General features: G+C 40.4%; 15 protein-coding genes. 5 read left to right on the top strand and 10 right to left on the bottom strand.

All coding sequences use genetic code 11. From position 1 onward, the window contains the following. Nucleotides 1-90 precede the first annotated feature (90 nt). The 7 genes from CSV73_RS04625 to CSV73_RS04590 all read right to left on the bottom strand — a co-directional run bounded on the left by CSV73_RS04625 (nt 91) and on the right by CSV73_RS04590 (nt 7,122). Nucleotides 91-1,053, bottom strand: a complete 963-nt coding sequence (locus tag CSV73_RS04625) for a siderophore ABC transporter substrate-binding protein (RefSeq protein WP_099626750.1) — start codon at nt 1,051-1,053, stop codon at nt 91-93. A 33-nt stretch (nt 1,054-1,086) separates the two neighbouring features. Further along, nucleotides 1,087-1,848 carry an iron ABC transporter ATP-binding protein gene (locus tag CSV73_RS04620; RefSeq protein WP_085131952.1) on the bottom strand — a complete coding sequence of 254 codons (762 nt, stop codon included), beginning with the start codon at nt 1,846-1,848 and terminating at the stop codon, nt 1,087-1,089. Beyond that, nucleotides 1,845-2,795 (bottom strand): iron chelate uptake ABC transporter family permease subunit, encoded by a 951-nt coding sequence (locus tag CSV73_RS04615; RefSeq protein WP_099626749.1) that lies wholly within the window; start codon nt 2,793-2,795, stop codon nt 1,845-1,847. The genes CSV73_RS04620 and CSV73_RS04615 overlap by 4 nt, the downstream gene beginning before the upstream one ends. After that, complete coding sequence (locus CSV73_RS04610) at nt 2,788-3,738, bottom strand: ABC transporter permease (protein ID WP_099626748.1); 951 nt, start codon at nt 3,736-3,738, stop codon at nt 2,788-2,790. Before CSV73_RS04610 ends, CSV73_RS04615 begins: the two co-directional genes overlap by 8 nt. A gap of 231 nt (nt 3,739-3,969) precedes the next feature. After that, nucleotides 3,970-4,818, bottom strand: a complete 849-nt coding sequence (locus tag CSV73_RS04605) for a DUF6612 family protein (protein ID WP_099626747.1) — start codon at nt 4,816-4,818, stop codon at nt 3,970-3,972. A 279-nt stretch (nt 4,819-5,097) separates the two neighbouring features. Continuing rightward, on the bottom strand, nt 5,098-6,366 hold the full coding sequence (hflX, locus tag CSV73_RS04595; RefSeq protein WP_099626745.1) for a GTPase HflX: 1,269 nt from the start codon (nt 6,364-6,366) through the stop codon (nt 5,098-5,100). 51 nt (nt 6,367-6,417) lie between these two features. Next, nucleotides 6,418-7,122, bottom strand: a complete 705-nt coding sequence (locus CSV73_RS04590; protein WP_099626744.1) for a VOC family protein — start codon at nt 7,120-7,122, stop codon at nt 6,418-6,420. Between the two features lie 200 nt (nt 7,123-7,322). On the opposite strand from CSV73_RS04590, the gene nfsA reads away from it, so the two are divergent. Together nfsA and CSV73_RS04580 are read left to right on the top strand one after the other, a co-directional pair. Next, nucleotides 7,323-8,054, top strand: a complete 732-nt coding sequence (nfsA, locus tag CSV73_RS04585; protein ID WP_085131958.1) for an oxygen-insensitive NADPH nitroreductase — start codon at nt 7,323-7,325, stop codon at nt 8,052-8,054. Nucleotides 8,055-8,076: 22 nt separating this feature from the next. Next, nucleotides 8,077-9,270: a class I SAM-dependent methyltransferase gene (locus tag CSV73_RS04580; protein ID WP_099626743.1), complete on the top strand. Its 1,194-nt coding sequence runs from the start codon at nt 8,077-8,079 to the stop codon at nt 9,268-9,270. 59 nt (nt 9,271-9,329) lie between these two features. Here CSV73_RS04580 and CSV73_RS04575 read toward each other — a convergent pair whose 3' ends face one another. Next, on the bottom strand, nt 9,330-10,514 hold the full coding sequence (locus tag CSV73_RS04575) for a MalY/PatB family protein (protein ID WP_099626742.1): 1,185 nt from the start codon (nt 10,512-10,514) through the stop codon (nt 9,330-9,332). 146 nt (nt 10,515-10,660) lie between these two features. Here CSV73_RS04575 and CSV73_RS04570 point away from each other — a divergent pair, with 146 nt between their 5' ends. Next, nucleotides 10,661-12,889 (top strand): S-layer homology domain-containing protein, encoded by a 2,229-nt coding sequence (locus CSV73_RS04570; RefSeq protein ID WP_158232278.1) that lies wholly within the window; start codon nt 10,661-10,663, stop codon nt 12,887-12,889. Nucleotides 12,890-12,950: 61 nt separating this feature from the next. On the opposite strand, the gene putP is transcribed toward CSV73_RS04570, so the two are convergent. Continuing rightward, entirely contained in the window at nt 12,951-14,432 is a 1,482-nt protein-coding gene (putP, locus tag CSV73_RS04565; protein WP_099626740.1) for a sodium/proline symporter PutP, read from the bottom strand. A gap of 227 nt (nt 14,433-14,659) precedes the next feature. Here putP and CSV73_RS04560 point away from each other — a divergent pair, with 227 nt between their 5' ends. Next, complete coding sequence (locus CSV73_RS04560) at nt 14,660-14,983, top strand: YbjQ family protein (protein WP_085131963.1); 324 nt, start codon at nt 14,660-14,662, stop codon at nt 14,981-14,983. A 43-nt stretch (nt 14,984-15,026) separates the two neighbouring features. On the opposite strand, the gene CSV73_RS04555 is transcribed toward CSV73_RS04560, so the two are convergent. Continuing rightward, nucleotides 15,027-15,221, bottom strand: a complete 195-nt coding sequence (locus tag CSV73_RS04555; protein WP_085131964.1) for a YwbE family protein — start codon at nt 15,219-15,221, stop codon at nt 15,027-15,029. A 124-nt stretch (nt 15,222-15,345) separates the two neighbouring features. Here CSV73_RS04555 and CSV73_RS04550 point away from each other — a divergent pair, with 124 nt between their 5' ends. Then, nucleotides 15,346-15,786 (top strand): YtoQ family protein, encoded by a 441-nt coding sequence (locus CSV73_RS04550; protein ID WP_085131965.1) that lies wholly within the window; start codon nt 15,346-15,348, stop codon nt 15,784-15,786. Nucleotides 15,787-15,910: the final 124 nt, after the last annotated feature.

Genomic DNA, 15,910 nt, shown 5'->3' with positions numbered 1-15,910 from the left:
ATGAGCGCGGCCTGATAAATTACGGCTAAAAAGATGATCATGAAGAGAAAAAACCCCAGAAGACAGAGTCTCCTGGGATTTCATTCATTCTTATAGTCCAACCTCTACTTCTTTGATCATTTCTTTGATCGATTGAAGACCGCCACCAGATAGGTACCAATATTCACCGTTCAAATAAACCATTTTGTCATTCTTGAATGCGTTTGTTTTCTTTACAAGATCGTTTTCGACAGAATCTTTCGCTGTTGCGCCGTTACCAATTGCTGCGTCGCGGTCGATGATGAAGAGAATGTCTGGGTTTGTTTCTAAGATATATTCAAACGTGATATTTTGTCCATGAGTAGAAACTTCGATGTTCTCGTCAGCAGGTTCAAATCCGAATACGTCATGAACTAGTCCAAATCGTGAGCTTGGGCCGTATGCACTGACTTTTCCTTCAGTTGCTAGGATGATCAATGCTTTGCTATCGATACCTTCAGTTTTAGTTTTGATTTCTTCAATGCTTGCATCTACGTCTGCTAATTCAGTTTTCATTTCATCTTCTTTATCGAAGATTGTAGCAATTTTACCCATGTTCTCTTTGAAAGATTCCATGTAGTTAGACGTATCAACGCCCATGTAGATTGTTGGAGCAATTTCAGATAGCTGATCATATAAGTCTGTTTGACGTCCAGAGATGAAGATCACATCTGGCTTCATTGCATTGATTGCTTCAAAGTCTGGCTCTTTCAAACTACCTAGATTTTCATACTTTTTGTCTTCATATTTAGAAAGATAACCGGGGACGTTTGATTGTGGAAGTCCTGCTACTTCAATTCCTAGTTCATCCAATGTATCTAATGTTCCGAAGTCAAAAACTACTACCTTTTCAGGGTTCTTTTCAAGTGTTGTTTCACCAAGTTCATGTGTAATGGTTACTTCTGTGCTTTCTTCAGCTGGCTTATCTTCAGGTGTAGCATTGTCTGCAGGTTTTTCTTCGTCTTTTGCGCCGCCACAAGCAGCCAGTGCTAGCATTAAGATCAATGCGAATAAGGATAGGGTAAGTTTCTTCATTTCAGTATAATTCCTCACTTTTTAAAGTTTATTTTAAGAGTTAAAATACACACAAATTCGGCAATCTTTCATTTGTTGAATCGGAATTTCCATGTCATAAATTTCGCGTAATGACTCAGAGGTAATAATATCATTCGTTACTCCGTCTTTGACGATTCTTCCGTTTTTCAACGCAACAATTCGGTCTGAATAGACAGAGGCAAAGTTGATGTCATGCAAGACGATGACCACAGTTTTGCCGAGATCATTGACAAGCTGACGCAAGATTTTCATGATTTGCACAGAGTGTTTCATGTCCAGGTTATTCAGTGGCTCATCGAGTAAAATATAATCGGTGTCTTGTGCAATCGTCATTGCAATGAAAGCCCGCTGACGCTGACCGCCAGATAATTCATCCAAATACGCTTCTTGCATGTCAGTCAGGCCCATATACTCCAACGCCTGATCCACCATCCGGTCATCTTCTTCCTGAAGACGGCCCTTACAGTGCGGGAAACGGCCGAATGAAACAAGTTCACGGATGGTAAGTTTGACATTCATGAAGTTGGATTGCTTTAAAATCGCGACGCGCTTAGCGAAGTCATTGGATTTCATATCTTTCACTTTGCTTTTATCGAGCAATACTTCGCCCGTGTCAGCATCCATTAATCGACTTACCATCGAGAGAAGAGTAGATTTACCAGCCCCGTTCGGTCCAATGAATGACGTGATTTTTCCACGGTGAATATTTACACTGACCTTTTCGACGACTGCTTTTTTCCCATAAAACTTCGTTAACTCACGAACTTGGATCATGAAGATCGACTCTCCTTTAATAATAAGTAGATAAAGTAAATGCCACCGACAAAGTTAATGATCACACTGAGTGTGGTCGAGAAAGAAAATAGACGTTCAACGATCCATTGTCCACCAACTAATGCAATGACACTCATCAACGCAGCACCGGCAATCAACACCGAATGCTTAAACGTGTTGAAGAATTGGTAAGACAAGTTGGCTACGATCAATCCGAAGAATGTAATCGGACCTACAAGTGCCGTGGACACCGCAATCAGTACTGCCGATAAAATCAACATGATCTTGACGACCGACTGATACGGCACACCCAGATTGATTGCCGTATCCCGTCCCAATGATAAAACATCGAGTTCATTGATATAGCGCCAACCAATAAGAAGTGTGATAACCAATATCGCTAATGCCCACCACACGAGATCCCCGTTGATATTGTTGAAACTCGCAAACATCTTATCTTGCACACGCAAAAATTCATTCGGATCAATCATCACTTGCAGGAATGTCGAAATACTTCCGAAGAATGTACCGACAATGATACCGACTAGCAATAAGAAATAGATTGGTCGGTTCCCTTTACCGAATAAGAAGTGATAGAGCAACAAAGCGAATATTATCATCGCACCGACCGACAGCATGAAGTTAAATTGCTGGTTGATCAGTACAAATGAAGTCGAACCGAAAAAGAAAATAAGAACGGTTTGCAGCAAGATATAGAGTGAATCCAATCCCATGATGCTTGGTGTTAAAATGCGGTTATGCGTGATCGTCTGGAAAATAACCGTGGAATATGCCACTGCCACACCTGTTAAAATCATCGCCACCTCTTTGACCGCTCTTCTAGGAAGTGCATAGTCATAACTACCGTTCAAACCTTCAAATAGATACAAGCCGCAAAATACTAATGAAAATGCTAATAAAATTAGTAGCTTCGTTGAGTTACGCATAGGCTTTCCCCCTAAACAACAAGAACAGGAAGATTGCGCTTCCGATGACACCGACCATTAAACTGATCGAGATTTCATAAGGGAAGATAATAACCCTGCCTAGAATGTCACAGATAAGAAGGAAGATTGCGCCTAGCAATGCAGTATGCGGCAACGTCTTTTGTAGATGGTCTCCTTTAAAAATCGAGACAATGTTCGGAATGATTAACCCTAGGAAAGGAATCAGTCCCACTGTCAATACAACGGTTGTCGTAATTAACGCAACTAAGATCAACCCAATATTGACGATACTCTTATAAGCGAGTCCTAAGTTCTTGGAAAAGTCTTCCCCCATACCCGCCACTGTAAATTGATTCGCATATAAATATGTAATGATCAACACAGGTATACTAATATACAAAAGCTCATAACGGCCTTTCATGATCATGGAAAAATCTCCTTGAAGCCAAGCAGACATATTCTGGATCACGTTTGCTTTATATGCAAAAAATGTGGCGATGGAAGATAAAATATTTCCGAACATCAATCCAACAAGCGGAATGAAGATCGCGTCTTTAAATTTAATACGGTCGAGAATTTGCATAAACAAGAAAGTGCCAAGCAAGGCGAATGTGAACGAAACCGCCATTTTTTCTAATAATGTTGCGTTGGTAAATATCAACATAGATACCAAGATTCCCAGTTTAGTCGCATCCAACGTTCCTGCTGTGGTGGGAGATACAAATTTATTGCGGCTCAGTTGTTGCATAATCAAACCTGCAATACTCATCCCTGCGCCAGCGAGTAATATCGCGACTAATCGAGGAACTCGACTAATCAAGAATATTTCTGTTGCTTCTGAACGCCAGTCCAATAGGTCCGCTGGTGTGATTCGGCTTGCGCCGACAAACAGCGAAAGAAATGATAAAAGTATAACTGCTGTAATTAAGTAACGTTTCTTCATGAAGAACTCCGATATCGAATATTTGAGCATCTCTCACTTAAATGAAAATGATTATCATTCGCTCAAGAACAACATTACCGCGTTTAACATATGATGTCAATATCTAAATGAAAATCGTTATCAATACTTTTAAAATTCTACTCATTACAGAATCTGTTAACCTCTTATTCAATCTTATGAATTCATACGAAAAAGCCGTTTTCCGTATAACACGGAAAACGGCTTTTTCATTTACTGCTGATCCATTTCTTGGGCACTATCTATTATTTCTTTCGGGACTTTGATTTCATCAATCTCATTGATCTTTGTCATCGTACCTTTAATATTCTGTGTGACTTTAACTTGCTGACCTTGCTCATCCATTGTCATAGTCATATCCATGTCAAAGTCTTTTGTGAAGAATGTCTTTTTATCTATAGTGAATTGTAGGTCAACTTTTTCAACTTTCATATCTGTTTCTTCCAACATGGCTTCATCTGCTTCTGGTGGCATGTTCTTCTCTAACAATTCTTTCATGAGCTCACTAAACTTTTCACCGGAACCTACCAATGTCAGAACGTATTCATCGTCGGTCTCTTCAAATGTAAAATCTTCTGTGTAATCCTTATACATGGTGAAGTCCACTGGTGATTCAGTCACTCCCATCATTTGACCGGCAGCTTCTTTATACAATTCATCCGGTAATTTTATCCAACCGCCTGATTGTGGGTCTTTCATGAAGAAGCCTTCTTCTGTCATATATTGTTCTATTGCCATTTCTTCATCGCCTACTTGCATATTCATCGTTTGGCGCATAGCAAGTGGTTCAAGAATCATATCCATATCAATCGTCGAATGAATGTCTTGCTTCTCATCACCCATTTCCAACGTTTGCATAATTTCCATATCCGAATGCATACTTTGCTGCGTTTCAGCTGTAGCATTCGCTTTTTCCATTACTTCACCGGCTGTCAGTTCACTATTTACGACCACTTCTTCTTCATCTGTACTAGGATTTTTTTGAGGTTCAGCAGTTTGACCACAGGCACTTAAAACAACTGCTAGTGTTCCTGCTGTAAGAATTGTTGTCCATTTTTTCATACAGTCCATCGCTCCTTATATTGTTCCCGCTTAGTTGTACGATTGATTAAAGAAAAACCTTCAGATCCACACTGGCAATTGACAAACCCCATTTTTATAGAAGCATAAAAAAATTTGAATACTTCAAGTGAGTGTACCAAGTATTTTTCTTTGAATTCCATCAAGAGGTTTAGAATTTTGTAAATCGGGCAAACTAGAAGCATCCCACCCCCTTTCTCTTCTTATAAAGATAAAAGGATTTGGCTACATGCATTGTGCATGTAGCCCTTTTTTATTTAATCACTTCAGAATAAATTCTTGTAGACGTTCACATTCACTTTCGGGCATTTCCACAGTCATCAATGTGCCTTCTTCTTCGTAAGCCGTATCTTTGATCGAAGCATTTTCGTTGAGATGGGAAACGATTTCTCCACGGTCGTATGGGATCATTAATTTACACGTGATATATTGCCTGAATAAGTTTTGTTGGATCAAATTTAACAATTCAGGGATCCCTTTATTTTCGCCGGCGGACATCCAAATACTCTGATCTTTTACACGCGGATAGACGATTTCGGTCAAGTCCGATTTGTTATATATATTGATAGTAGGGATACTTTTCACACCAATATCTCCTAATGTTTCATTGGTAACATCCATCATATGACCATGTTCTTCGTCGGAAACATCCACAACATGCAACAGTAAGTCTGCATTCTTGGCTTCTTCTAATGTCGAACGAAATGCTTGGACAAGATGGTGAGGGAGTTTAGAAACGAACCCTACAGTATCTGTTAAAATAAATTCTTTTTTATCTTGTAGTTTGATTTTTCTTACAGCGGTTTCGAGCGTTGCGAATAGCATGTCTTTTTCACTAACTTCTTTGGATTCATCTACATCCGTATATTGTAGCAATCGATTCATCAACGTGGATTTCCCAGCGTTTGTGTAACCTACAATGGATACAACAGGTATACCGCTTCTGACACGCTGTTTTCGCTGTGTTTCACGTTGATCACTTACATGCTCAAGTTCTCTGCGAAGTTTAGCGATCTGATCTTCAATTTTCCGACGATCGAGCTCAAGCTTCGTTTCACCGGCTCCTTTATTCTGTAAGCCGCCTCCTGTTCCGCCACCTTGCCTGCTAAGTGAAGCTCGAAGTCCAACAAGTCTCGGCAATGTATATTGCAGTTGTGCTAATTCAACTTGCATCTGTGCCTCTCGATTGCGTGCCCGCCTTGCAAAAATATCCAATATAAGCATAGTACGGTCAATAATTTTACATTCTAGATCTCTCTCCAAGTTTCTCAACTGGGAAGGCGATAATTCATCATTGAAGATTAGTAAATTTGCTTCAGATTCCTCATATACATCACGGATTTCATCAATCTTACCTTTTCCAATATAAGTGGATGGATTTTTCCGTTCTAAATTCTGTGTCACTTCACCTAGAACTTCCACATTGATTGCTTCCGCCAAATTCTTTAGTTCTTCCATCGCATATTCAAAGTGCAAATCCTTCTGTTCATGTACGCCAACTATTACGGCTTTTTCAATTAACACATCCATGCTAGCATCCCCCCGACATCTTTATATATAGTTTACCCTTCGTTCTGTTGCCTAATCGCTCGATGTGAAATGAATCTCTGCCAACCGCTGTACTTTTTCTTGTTTTTCTATAAAGCGCAATATAACGTTCCCAATTCGAATATCATGTACATCGCCGACTTTCTGTGATAATAGTATTGCCCATTCGCCTACTTCTTGTAATGGGTCTTCCACATGGAAAATACATTCTGAAACTTTTTGTTGTTGATGGAATATCGTTCGTGCACCCGTCTTAGCGAGACGAGATTGTCGCTGCGCTTCCGATTCATCCCATTCGATGAAGAATGGATATGGCAATTCATTGGAGACGTCTTGTTCAATAAACAACATCTTCCAACGAACCAACTCACCATCTTCTGTTTTTCTTGATGCATTGATAATTTTTGTTGTGGTGAATCCTTTGTTATCGAGTTCATCTTTCCATTGTTCCATATCTTCGACAGAAAAGCATACATTCGCCCAGCCATCTCCATATTGCTGATCATGAAAATAGTGTGCAATAAGTGGAAGATCCGTTGCCGCTACTCTCGCTTTGTCTTCGTCTTCTACTGTCAGCCATTCGATATATACATTGTCAGCATACAATAATGCATTGGCTGTTCCCCAGTTTTCATGCCGCCCGCCAGCTACTGCCTGATTACCTTTTGCACGTTGTTCCATGACAATGCTTTGTACAGTATCCTGAGTGAAATAGATAAGGTGGTCGAGTTTCATCATACGTATCCCTCCTAAATAGATGATTTCCTTCTATCATATCAAACCCGGCCTATCAATCGGGGATCCCTACCTCTCTTAGCATGAGATCCACTACAGTCAAAACACGCTTCAGTGTTTCCCGAAAGGTCAGAATAGTGTAGGATAAAAGAAGAGTTTCAGGAAGAGATATGTCCTGATGAAAACGAATGCGGAGGGATTGTATGGTAATCGATTTATTAACATCTCATTCATCGGTTCGACGTTATAAAGATGAACCGATTTCAAGAGAAACCGTTATAGAACTAATTAAAGCAGGTCAACACGCCGCCAGTTCTCACTTCGTGCAAGCATGTACTGTGATGTATGTAACAGACACTGAAAAACGGGGTCAGTTGGCTGAACTATCTAAGAATCGTCGTCAATTCTATACAGCTGGCGCAGTATTAGTATTTTGTATGGACTATAACCGATTATCTCACGCTGCCCGTTTACACGGTCAGGAAATTGATTATACAGTAGCAGAGAATGTGCTAGTCGGTGCAATCGACGTCGCTCTGTTCTCGCAAAATGTTGTCATTGCAGCCGAATCAAAAGGCTACGGCATTTGCTATATCGGCGGTGTACGAAATGCGATGGAAGAAATTTCACAAGTACTGGAATTGCCAAAAGGCGTTGTGCCTCTATTTGGATTGTCCATCGGTGTTCCAAATGAATCCAATGAAGTCAAACCGCGTTTGCCTGTAGAAGCCGTACTACATGAAAACACATATAACGAAGAAAAGTATCATGATCTTTTGCCAGCATATGACGAAATCATGAAAGAATACTATGCAAGCCGTGACTCCAATCAACGTGATGCGATGTGGACAAAAGAAATGGCAGATTTCCTTGAGTCACCAAGAAGAACGGATCTCGAGGCATTCTTACAAAAGCAAGGATTCCTATTGAACTGAGGATAGACAGGAGTGTCAAACGATGTCAGTAGACGACGTGCTGGAACTACTCCAGCGACGCATGAAAGATGGAACATTCATCCGTGCTACAATTAGTGGGCCACGAATGAAATCCAATGATGTAAAGCGAATTAAATTAAAGCCGCTTGAACTAAAAGGTGAATTTTACATTCAATTTGAATATCAACATGAACGTGTTCTTAAGCATGATAATGTGGCACTTGAAAACGTGAAGCAACCTTTGCAGGATGCATTGCAAAACTTTAAGCAATTCCATATTGATTTATCAGATGAAACGATGCAGATCCAAATATCCAAGAAGATGAAAGTTTCGATTAAACGAATTTTCCTCAATACCGAAAAGACGGTCGACTATTCGCATAATCGTATTAAGAATTATGCTTTACATGAAGGAACCCCTTACCCATTTCTCATTCGTCTCGGCGTTCAAACACCTGAAGGTAAGGTTAAAAATCAAAAACATGATAAGTTCCGCCAGATTAATCGTTTCGTCGAACTTATTGATGACACGCTTTCCCACTTGCCGAAAGACCGTCCGATTCGCATACTGGATTTTGGTTCGGGGAAATCGTATTTGACGTTCGCACTGTATCATTACTTGCGAATTGAAAAAGGCCTCGACATTCGTGTAACGGGGTTAGATCTAAAAAAAGAAGTCATTGAAGAATGCCAGGAAATTGCACGTGATCTGCAATACGATCAGCTAGAATTTCTAGTAGGCGATATCAATGAATATGATGGAGATACCGCAGTCGATATGGTCGTCACGCTTCACGCATGTGATGTGGCAACGGATATGGCATTAGCGAAAGCAGTCAACTGGGGAGCTTCCGTCATCCTATCTGTCCCTTGCTGTCAGCATGAGCTGTTTTCACAAGTTCAAGCTCCTGCACTCGACATCATGTTGCAGCACGGTTTAGTGAAAGAACGTTTTGCTGCACTCGCAACGGACTCCATCCGTGCAGAGTTGCTGACATTGGTTGGCTACGAATCACAACTTGTGGAGTTCATCGATATGGAGCATACACCAAAGAACATTTTAATACGTGCCTACCGTACTACTAAACAACCAACACTGGAACAAATTGATCGTTATGCAGCATTTAGGAATATGTTGCAAGCGAAGCCTTTCCTTGAGAATGAACTGAAGCCTTTGCTCGATTTTCTACCAGCACATGGCGACCAGACCATATAATTATGAAAAAGATCGCCGCAGCGTCATATTTTGACACTGCGGCGATCTTTATATATATCTTAAGATTGTGGCAAATGCTCGATGATACTATCTACTGCTTGCTTAATATAATGCGGTTTTGTCCCAAGATTTAAACGAATGAAGCCTTTCGAGTTTTCCCCAAACCACTCTCCGTAGTCAATTGCTAGCCTACACGTATCTTGAACGAATTCTTTTACACCGTCTGGCTGGATATGTGCACGCAAATCAATCCATAATAAGTAAGTTCCTTCCAAAGGTGTAACGATTAACTTAGGGGCATGCTCTGCGAATTGTTCGACCGCATAGCGTTCATTTGATTTAACGACTTCTCGTAGTCCTTCAAGCCAGTCTGCACCATGATTATAAGCCGCTTCTGCAGCCGTCATACCTAGCATATTGACTTCGGTTTGATTAACTGTTTTCACAAACGTATCGAATTGCTCCAGCAACGCTTCATTTTCAATGATGATTTGTGATGTCAATAAGCCTGCCAAGTTGAATGTTTTCGAAGCAGCGGTTACTGTAACAACACGTTTAGAGAACTTTCCTCCAGCCACAATCGCAGATGGTATATGTGTATGATCGCCAAACGTCATATCGTGATGGATTTCATCCGATACCACCAAGACGTCATGCCTGTCACAGATTGATAAGAGTTTTTCCGCTTCCTCTGCTGTCCAGACACGGCCTACAGGATTATGCGGTGTACAATGAATAAATAATTTCACGTCATTATCAACTATTTGCTTTTCAAAGTCTTCAAAATCGATCGTGTAGACGCCCTCTGTATTAATGAGTTCACTGCTTATGAGCGTACGACCTGTATCTTTCACTGCGTTGGCAAATGGATAATAAACTGGGGACAGAATGATCACTGCTTCTTTTGGTTTCGTAAATGCATTAACGAACCAGTATAACGCAGTCACAACCCCTGTTGAAAAACGCATCCATTCCTCTTTCACTTCATAGCCATGGCGTTCACGTTCCCAATTAATAAACGCTTTATAATAAGATTCAGGCGCATATGTATAACCAAATACTCCGAAGTCCACTTTTTCTTTCATTGCCTCTATTACTTGCTCTGGTGCCTTAAACTCCATATCCGCTACCCAAGCCGCAAGTAAATTCGCATCACCAAATCGTTCCTCAAGTTTATCCCATTTCAGCGAGTTCGTACCCTTTCGATCAATTGCATAACGTTCTAAAAATTCTTCTTTATTCATGTAGAAACCTCCTCGGCTCATATTTTCATAGTAATCTTTCTATTCCGATTGTAACATATGTCCCCTTTTGCTTCCTCCGTTGTTGTTATGATTTATTTTGGGGTATACTAGAGTATTGAAGCGACATTTAGTTGGAGGTCATGAAAGTGAGAAAATGGAATACCGCAATAGTTTTACTAGCACTACTTTTCATTTGTTCCATTCAGTCTGTCAGCGCACAAACGACAGATGTAAAATATATAGACGTCCCCAATGATCACTGGGCAAAAAATGAAATCATGCAGCTGGATGAAATGAAAATCATCACGGGCAATTTCGATATGCAGTTCCATCCCGAAACTCCACTAACAAAGGGGCAAGCTGCTGTTTCTTTATCTAAAATCTTCGGATCGAAATTCATTGATAAGTCTTACGGTTTTTCAGATATTGTATGGGGATCAGATAAAGGACGTTTTGCCTTGACCGCTGTCGAGAATGGATGGATCCAACCAAGCAAACAGGGAGTTTTCGGCTTTGATGAACCATTGACGAAGACAGAGCTATGGGACGCATTGATTACGGCTTTTGACATGGAAGAGGACCTCGGTAAAGTGTTATCGACTAGCTGGCCTTCCAGTTCGGATAGAGCTACATTAAAAAACATTCCTGTCTATACGTTTCCTCAAGTGGAGGAGTTTCTTCATTACGGCGACTCGATCGTATCAAGGGCATACTTTTCAAAAGCATTACACAGGATACTAGTGGAAACCAATCGTATTAAACAACCGAAACAATTTACACTCTCCAATCCGGAAGAGTCCATTCACTATAGTAAAAGTGTGCCTGAGACTAATTTAGGAAGTGTACCGTTTAGTACTCATCCCCTTTATTTGCGCTCTGAGGAAGCATTTGAATATAAAGACTTTACACAAACCAATTATGGATTTTCACGCGATAGTGCTTATACATATGCTGTCGGAAAAGAAGGCGCTGAAATCAAATTGACTGTTCGAGAATTGCCTAACAAAGATGTATTTGTATTTTCAGAACTAACTAACCCTACTGACAGGTCTATAACGGTAGAAGTACTTCAAAAAGAACAAGATATCGCACAGTTTGATCTATACCGCTATGATCGTTATCCACTCATGCGTGAGAATATAGATTTGGCGGATGCGGATATGACCACTTATCCGACAGGCTTACTGCGCTTCATCAAGACGGACGGCACTGTAGAAGAACGGATGATTGGACAGGCCTACCAATCCAAACAATTATCCCTTCGCTACGATAATGCTGAACAAAGTGTCTCTCGTGAACTCATTGGAGAACAAGAGAATTTCTCCTATACGTTAGCCGGAAAAACGCTATTATCTTCCTATAAACTACAAGCTAATACAGGAGAAATAGTGGACCACTGGTATGTAGATTCCGATGAGCAATTGTTTAATTCAAAAGACGACCTATTCAAGTGGATGAGAGAAACAAGTCAGAATCACAAGAAGCGCAATAAGTGGTACACAGCTGAAGGTTCGTATAATAAATTGGCTGACTCGACAGAACCAATGCCCGTTACAGGTCAAAACTACGGTCGTAATTTATTGATGCTAAAAGAAGATCGCGCATTGACGCTTTATCATGAAAATAAAGGACGTTACTATGAGAATCTGGTCTATAATTCCTTCGTCAATTTGAAAATCTTCAAACAGGATAAAGACTACTGGGAAACAGAAGTAACAAGTACGTATCTAAAAAACTTATATGATATTCACGCACCATTTATTGATACGCGTTTCAATGAACAAATCGCTTTATTCTATTATAATATCGGTGATGAGTTCGGAATTCCTTCTGCGAATGAACCACTGCGAGATTATGCGGACCTTCTCGTTTCCCAGCAACGAAAAGGCAATATTAATCGAGTAGCCAGTGATGCATACTATATTGCAGATTACTTCCCAATAAAACAGAAAGTCACTACCCATACATCCATGAATCATGCACTTGGTGGTATGAATATTTTGCTCATGTCTTACCAAGAGTTTGGAGATTCGCGATATCTTCAAACCGCACGCAATATCCAGAGAGCCATTGTCTATCAAAAAGATAAATGGATTCGCGATAATGGAGATATATGGTATAAGGTTTCACCGGAATCTAATTTTGAAGGTGATGATTATAAACATTTGACGCTAGAAGACCTAATCGACTCCTATCAACTTTGGCAACAAATCGATTCAAGCTACTTGCCTACGTTAAAGCAACTCATTATTTCTAAGGCCACTTTCTTATCGAATGAAAAACTTGGCTATACGACGAAGATTAAAAAAGGACTTAAAGAAATTGGGCTATACGAGTATTTGCCTGATGGCGACGAAGTGACGGACGCGTTATAAATTATATTGACAGAGAAAAAAGAGCTATCCATTGCGTATTGCGCAATGATAGCTCTTTTTTTCACATTTCTTCTTTGAGTAATTCCAATGTGTCATCGTATTCTCTTTCAATAACAGTATCGCGTTTATACGTTGCCTTACTTACTAATACCGCAACAATAAGGCAAAGCGCAAATCCAGGAACAATCTCATACAATGCATCGTGCAAGACATCGATACTTCCCCAAACACCTACCGTTACAGCACCAATAATCATACCGAACAATGCCCCTTTAGCCGTTAGCTTTCTCCAGTATAATGATAAGAGAATAATAGGACCAAATGCTCCGCCGAAACCTGCCCAAGCGAATGAAACCAATTTCAATACGGATTCTTTATTCGGCCAAGCGAGTATCATTGCGATGATCGTCACGACCAGAACAGCCAAACGCCCTAAAAATACATAGTGACTATCTGTAGCGTTTGTTTTGAAAACCGCTTTATATAAGTCTTCAATCAAAGCAGACGATGTCACAATCAATTGCGACGATATCGTACTCATAATAGCTGCCAATACCGCTGCTAGCATAATACCTGCAATCAGCGGATGGAAAATAATCTGTCCGAGAACGATAAAGACCGTTTCTGGATCCGCCAAGTCCACGTTGTTTTGTTGAAAATACGCGATACCAATTAATGCAGTAGCAATCGCACCAAACAAACTCAGTATCATCCAACCAATACCAATCCGTCTTGCACTCTTCGTCTCTTTCACCGACTTGATCGCCATGAAACGGACGATGATATGCGGCTGCCCAAAATAACCTAGACCCCATGCGAGCGAAGAGATTATTGTGACAACACTGACACCTGACACCAGGTTAAACAGTGCGGAATCTACTTCACGTATACTCGCTGCCGTTTCAGAGAAGCCACCTGTAATAAAAATTCCGAACGCCGGAACTAAAATCAGTGCCAGAAACATAATCAAACCTTGTACAAAATCGGTATAACTAACTGCTAAGAATCCACCGAACAATGTATATGCCAGAACTACCACCGATACAATAATCAGACCCGTATGATACTCTAGCCCAAATGAGCTCTGGAAGAATTTACCGCCCGCTACCATACCTGAAGATACGTAGAATGTGAAGAACACTAAAATAATAATGCCTGAAGCCACTCTCAATAAGCGGGATGTATCTTTTAACCTGTTATCCAAGAAACTCGGAATCGTGATGGAGTTATTTGAAACTTGCGTATATGCACGTAAACGTGGTGCAACATATAACCAGTTTAGATAGGCACCTAATGTCAAACCTATCGCAATCCACGCTTCGCCCAGTCCACTCAAGTAAATAGCACCCGGCAATCCCATCAATAGCCAACCCGACATATCGGAAGCTCCGGCACTTAATGCGGTAACTGCTGGTCCGAGCGACCGTCCACCTAACATATAATCCGTTAGATTCGATGTGCGTTTGAATGCATACCAACCGATTAGCAGCATGGCTATCATATAGACGACAATAGAAACAAGTTGGTACATTTGCTCCGTCATATAATCATCTCCTTCCTTACTATCAATATACCTATACTACCTTATGGATAGTACACTTTGAACCTTTATTTGGTGATTCGTAGAATAGAACTATTTTTTCAGGCAGTATTCCCCGGGAAATTACACCATTTGACACAGCAACTTAAAGTAACTTACTTTGCATATTCTACGCATATATTGAAACCATTCTATCTATTGTAACGTATATAAAAAAAGGGGGAGATCGAATGTTACACACGACAACTAACATGTTGCAAGGCCGCACAATTGAAATGTATCACGGAATTGTATCAGGGGAAACAATCATGGGGGCAAATATCGTTCGGGATATTTTTGCATCTGTCACCGATATTGTAGGTGGACGCAGTGCTGCTTATGAAAGCAAATTAACCGAAGCACGACAAACAGCAATTGATGAAATGTCTCATAAAGCAAGTGCTATGGGGGCGAACGCTGTCATTGGAGTCGACTTAGATTTCGAAATGGTACGTGAAGGCATGATGATGTGTATCGCAACCGGTACAGCTGTTACGTATCGGGATGGAGAGTAATCATTTATACAAAAAGAGAGGGGTTCCCCCCTCTCTTTTTGTATTACGTTAATATTTCTGCCACACGTCCAACTTGTCCGTCTTCAAGTCGCACTTTAATCCCATGTGGATGGAAGCTAGAATTAGTCAATAAATCTTTGACAACACCTTCTGTTTTCACGCCACTTCGCTGATCTTTCTTTAAAATAACCGCTACCCGTAACCCAGGTTTTACATCTGACCGATTTTGTCCATTCATATATTCATCTCTCCTCTTTTTATTCAGTGTACCATATTCATGAACTCTTTCTCTTCTAGTACATCGGATGAACGAAGACAGGATGCATGGTACAATAAAGACTATCAAACTAGGAGGTGTATTCATGCGATTAACAGTATACCTGGCTGGAGAAATTCATACATCTTGGCGAGAAGAAGTCAAACAACAAGCAAAAGATCTACAATTACCTGTAGACTTTGTCGGACCCATGGAAGACCATGATCGCTCGGACAACATTGGAGAAGAGATTCTAGGACAACAACCGGATAAAATTTTTAAAGATGCTGCAGCTTCAAGCCTTAACAACTTACGAACGGAAATCTTAATGAAAAAATCAGATATTGTCATTGCGTTATTTGGTGAACAGTACAAACAATGGAATACTGCAATGGATGCCAGCGCAGCAGTCGCTTTCGGCAAGCCACTCATTCTGATTCGTCAGGAAAACCATCACCACCCACTAAAAGAACTATCCCGTAAAGCACATGTTACGGTGGAATCGGTAGATCAAGCAGTTTTAGCATTAAAATATATTTTCGAGTAAATATTTAATTACTTGCTAGAAGACAAGCCTATCAAATTATGGGCTTGTCTTTCTCAATTCCACTAATGACCATAATCTTTACTTGAAACACACTTTATTTTGACTACTATTTTCACGCACTCAA

Origin of the sequence: Sporosarcina sp. P1 (assembly GCF_002743155.1) — a bacterium.
Classification (GTDB): domain Bacteria; phylum Bacillota; class Bacilli; order Bacillales_A; family Planococcaceae; genus Sporosarcina; species Sporosarcina ureae_B.
This window is presented reverse-complemented; position numbering and strand designations above follow the sequence as displayed.

What these genes read in the sequence shown, in the direction of transcription:
- CSV73_RS04625 (WP_099626750.1), bottom strand. Translation starts at nt 1,053, where the DNA reads ATGAAGAAACTTACCCTATCCTTATTCGCATTGATCTTAATGCTAGCA.
- CSV73_RS04620 (WP_085131952.1), bottom strand. Translation starts at nt 1,848, where the DNA reads ATGATCCAAGTTCGTGAGTTAACGAAGTTTTATGGGAAAAAAGCAGTC.
- CSV73_RS04615 (WP_099626749.1), bottom strand. Translation starts at nt 2,795, where the DNA reads ATGCGTAACTCAACGAAGCTACTAATTTTATTAGCATTTTCATTAGTA.
- CSV73_RS04610 (WP_099626748.1), bottom strand. Translation starts at nt 3,738, where the DNA reads ATGAAGAAACGTTACTTAATTACAGCAGTTATACTTTTATCATTTCTT.
- CSV73_RS04605 (WP_099626747.1), bottom strand. Translation starts at nt 4,818, where the DNA reads ATGAAAAAATGGACAACAATTCTTACAGCAGGAACACTAGCAGTTGTT.
- hflX (WP_099626745.1), bottom strand. Translation starts at nt 6,366, where the DNA reads ATGGATGTGTTAATTGAAAAAGCCGTAATAGTTGGCGTACATGAACAG.
- CSV73_RS04590 (WP_099626744.1), bottom strand. Translation starts at nt 7,122, where the DNA reads ATGATGAAACTCGACCACCTTATCTATTTCACTCAGGATACTGTACAA.
- nfsA (WP_085131958.1), top strand. Translation starts at nt 7,323, where the DNA reads ATGGTAATCGATTTATTAACATCTCATTCATCGGTTCGACGTTATAAA.
- CSV73_RS04580 (WP_099626743.1), top strand. Translation starts at nt 8,077, where the DNA reads ATGTCAGTAGACGACGTGCTGGAACTACTCCAGCGACGCATGAAAGAT.
- CSV73_RS04575 (WP_099626742.1), bottom strand. Translation starts at nt 10,514, where the DNA reads ATGAATAAAGAAGAATTTTTAGAACGTTATGCAATTGATCGAAAGGGT.
- putP (WP_099626740.1), bottom strand. Translation starts at nt 14,432, where the DNA reads ATGACGGAGCAAATGTACCAACTTGTTTCTATTGTCGTCTATATGATA.
- CSV73_RS04560 (WP_085131963.1), top strand. Translation starts at nt 14,660, where the DNA reads ATGTTACACACGACAACTAACATGTTGCAAGGCCGCACAATTGAAATG.
- CSV73_RS04555 (WP_085131964.1), bottom strand. Translation starts at nt 15,221, where the DNA reads ATGAATGGACAAAATCGGTCAGATGTAAAACCTGGGTTACGGGTAGCG.
- CSV73_RS04550 (WP_085131965.1), top strand. Translation starts at nt 15,346, where the DNA reads ATGCGATTAACAGTATACCTGGCTGGAGAAATTCATACATCTTGGCGA.